At 67.5% G+C, this 2,633-nt stretch carries 4 protein-coding genes; 3 read left to right on the forward strand and 1 reads right to left on the reverse strand.

Features of this window, described 5'->3' with window-relative positions:
- Positions 1-595, reverse strand: a 595-nt coding sequence (locus KH616_RS23945) for an L-iditol 2-dehydrogenase (RefSeq protein ID WP_292253592.1), incomplete at its 3' end; no start/stop codon positions are given.
- 313 nt (positions 596-908) lie between these two features.
- Between KH616_RS23945 and KH616_RS23950 the strand changes: the two genes are divergently transcribed.
- From KH616_RS23950 to KH616_RS23960, 3 genes are all read left to right on the forward strand, one after another.
- Positions 909-1,370 (forward strand): Fur family transcriptional regulator, encoded by a 462-nt coding sequence (locus KH616_RS23950; protein ID WP_292253595.1) that lies wholly within the window; start codon positions 909-911, stop codon positions 1,368-1,370.
- A 46-nt stretch (positions 1,371-1,416) separates the two neighbouring features.
- Positions 1,417-2,334 (forward strand): zinc ABC transporter substrate-binding protein, encoded by a 918-nt coding sequence (locus tag KH616_RS23955; RefSeq protein WP_292253597.1) that lies wholly within the window; start codon positions 1,417-1,419, stop codon positions 2,332-2,334.
- Positions 2,331-2,633: ATP-binding cassette domain-containing protein (locus tag KH616_RS23960; RefSeq protein WP_292253600.1), on the forward strand; the 303-nt coding region annotated here is incomplete at its 3' end. The genes KH616_RS23955 and KH616_RS23960, both read left to right, overlap by 4 nt.

The raw sequence follows: 2,633 nt of genomic DNA on the forward strand, positions 1-2,633 counted from the left end.
ACAGCGCATCGACCTGATCCCACATCGGCGTATCGACGACGCCCGGCGCAATGCCGTTCACGTTGATCCGGTGCGGGGCAAGCGCGAGCGCCGCCGATTGCGTGTAGCTGATCACCGCCGCCTTGGTCGCGCAGTAGTGCGACACGAGCGCCTCGCCGCGGCGCCCCGCCTGCGACGACAGGTTGACGATCTTGCCGCCGCGGCCCTGCTCGACCATGCGCTGCGCCACCGCCTGCATCAGGAAGAACATGCCCTTCACGTTGACCGTGAACAGCCGATCGAACACGTCCCAGGATTCGTCGAGAAGCGGGCGCATGTCGAACAGCGCCGCATTGTTGAACAGGATGTCGACGCCGCCGAAGCGCTCGACGGCGGTGCCGACGATACGCGCGATGTCGTCGCGACGCGTGACGTCCGCGGCCAGCGCGACCGCGCGGCCGGGATGCGCTTCGATCAGTCTCGACAACGAGCCGCCGGCCGGCTTCACGTCGACGAGCACGCAGCGCGCGCCCTCCTCCAGATAACGTTGCGCAACCGCCTCGCCGATGCCGCCGGCAGCGCCCGTCAATATCGCGACCTTGCCCTGCAATCTCACTGACTGTCTCCGATTCGTTTTGCCTTTGTGTTGTGCGACGTGCCGCGAGATGAGCGAACGCTCACAACACGAACAATTGCTCCGATTGCGGTCGAATGATCGGATACAGGACCTGTGCTGTCAAGGCGGATACGCCGGCTTTCGATGATGCACTGCGACAGAGGCGCGCCGGACCCCATGCCGGCGGACATCGCAGGACAAAGGGCAGCGGCGTTGCGGGCGCCGCAGGCGGACGCGTCGTGCGACGACAGGCGCTGCGCGGCGGGACGATACGTTATATCATCACGGAACCTCTGCTCCATTGCACCTCGCCATGGCTACCCCATCGTCAATCGCCGCCCGGCTGTCCCGCGCCGACGCGTTCGCCGCCGAGCACGGGCTCGCGTGGACGCCGCTGCGCCGGCAGGTCTACGAACGCGTGCTGGCCGCGCAGCGCCCGATCGGCGCATACGACCTGCTCGCCGAACTCGAACCGCAGCGCGGCCGGGTGCCGCCCACGACCGTCTATCGCGCGCTGGACTTCCTCGTCGAGCACGGCTTCATCCACCGGATCGAATCGAAGAACGCGTTCTTCGCATGCTGCGAGATCGGCGTGCCGCACGAAGGCCAGTTTCTGATTTGCGAAGCGTGCGGCGAAACCGTCGAGATTCCCGGCGCCGAACTCGCGAAGCAACTGTCCGCGAGCGCACCGGCGCACGGCTTCGAGGTTCACCATCAGGTCGTCGAACTAAGCGGCCTGTGCGCACATTGCAAGACCCGGCCGGCGCCGCGCTGAGCCGATCGCGCGGCCGGCGCGCCGCCCCCTTCACACGAGGAGATTCATGACCATTGCCCTGACGCGCGCCCCGTTGCGCGCCTTTTCGCGTCCGGCCCGCTGGCTCGCCGTCAGCCTCGCCGCCCTGTCGCTCGCCGTTCCCGCGCTCGCGCACGCTGCGAATGTCAACGTCGTCGCCGCCGAGAACTTCTACGGTGATGTCGCATCGCAGATCGGCGGCCGCCACGTCACGGTGACGAGCATCCTCAGCAGCCCCGACCAGGATCCGCACATGTTCGAGGCGAGCCCGAAGACCGCGCGCGCATTGCAGCAGGCGCAGCTCGTGATCTACAACGGCGCCGATTACGATCCGTGGATGGCGAAGCTGCTCGGCGCGTCGAAACAGGCGAAGCGCGCGACGATCGTCGTCGCCGATCTCGTCGGCAAGAAGGCGGGCGACAACCCGCACCTGTGGTACGACCCGGCGGCCATGCCCGCCGCGGCGCGTGCGATCGCCGCCGAACTCGGCCGCGCCGACCCGGCGAACCAGGCCGACTACGACGCGAACCTGCGGAAATTTATCGCGTCGCTGAAGCCGGTCCACGACAGGATCGCCGCGCTGCGCGCGCAGTACAAGGGCGTGCCGGTCACGGCGACCGAGCCGGTGCTCGGCTATCTCGCCGACGCGATCGGCCTCGAGATGCGCAACCAGCGCTTCCAGCTTTCGACGATGAACGACACCGAGGTCAGCGCATCGGACATCGCCGCGTTCGAGAAGGATCTGCGCAACAGGCAGGTCCGCGTCCTGATCTACAACAGTCAGGCCGAGGAGCCGATGACGAAGCGGATGCTGAAGATCGCACGCGACGCCGGCGTGCCGACCGTCAGCGTCACCGAGACGCAGCCGGCCGGCAAGACATTCCAGCAATGGATGCTCGACGAACTCGACACGCTCGGCAACGCCCTTTCCGCCCGCAAGCCATGACCCCGAATCCTCACGCACTCGAACTCGATCGCGTCACGCTGGATCTGGCCGGCCGCACCATCCTGCGCGACGTCAGCTTCTCGATCGAACCCGGCGAATTCGTCGGCGTGCTCGGGCCGAACGGCGCGGGCAAGACGACGCTGATGCGCGCGATCCTCGGTCTCGTGCCGATATCGGGCGGGGCACTGCGTGTCGGCGGCGAGCCGGTCGCGCAGGGCAACCCGTCGATCGGTTACATGCCGCAGATCCGCAGCGGACTCGCCGGCCGGCGCATGCGCGGCTACTACTTCGTCGCTATG

The organism is Burkholderia sp., assembly GCF_018375725.1.
Lineage (GTDB): Bacteria > Pseudomonadota > Gammaproteobacteria > Burkholderiales > Burkholderiaceae > Burkholderia.

Coding starts and splice junctions, on each gene's coding strand:
- KH616_RS23950 (WP_292253595.1), top strand. CDS start 909: ATGGCTACCCCATCGTCAATCGCCGCCCGGCTGTCCCGCGCCGACGCG.
- KH616_RS23955 (WP_292253597.1), top strand. CDS start 1,417: ATGACCATTGCCCTGACGCGCGCCCCGTTGCGCGCCTTTTCGCGTCCG.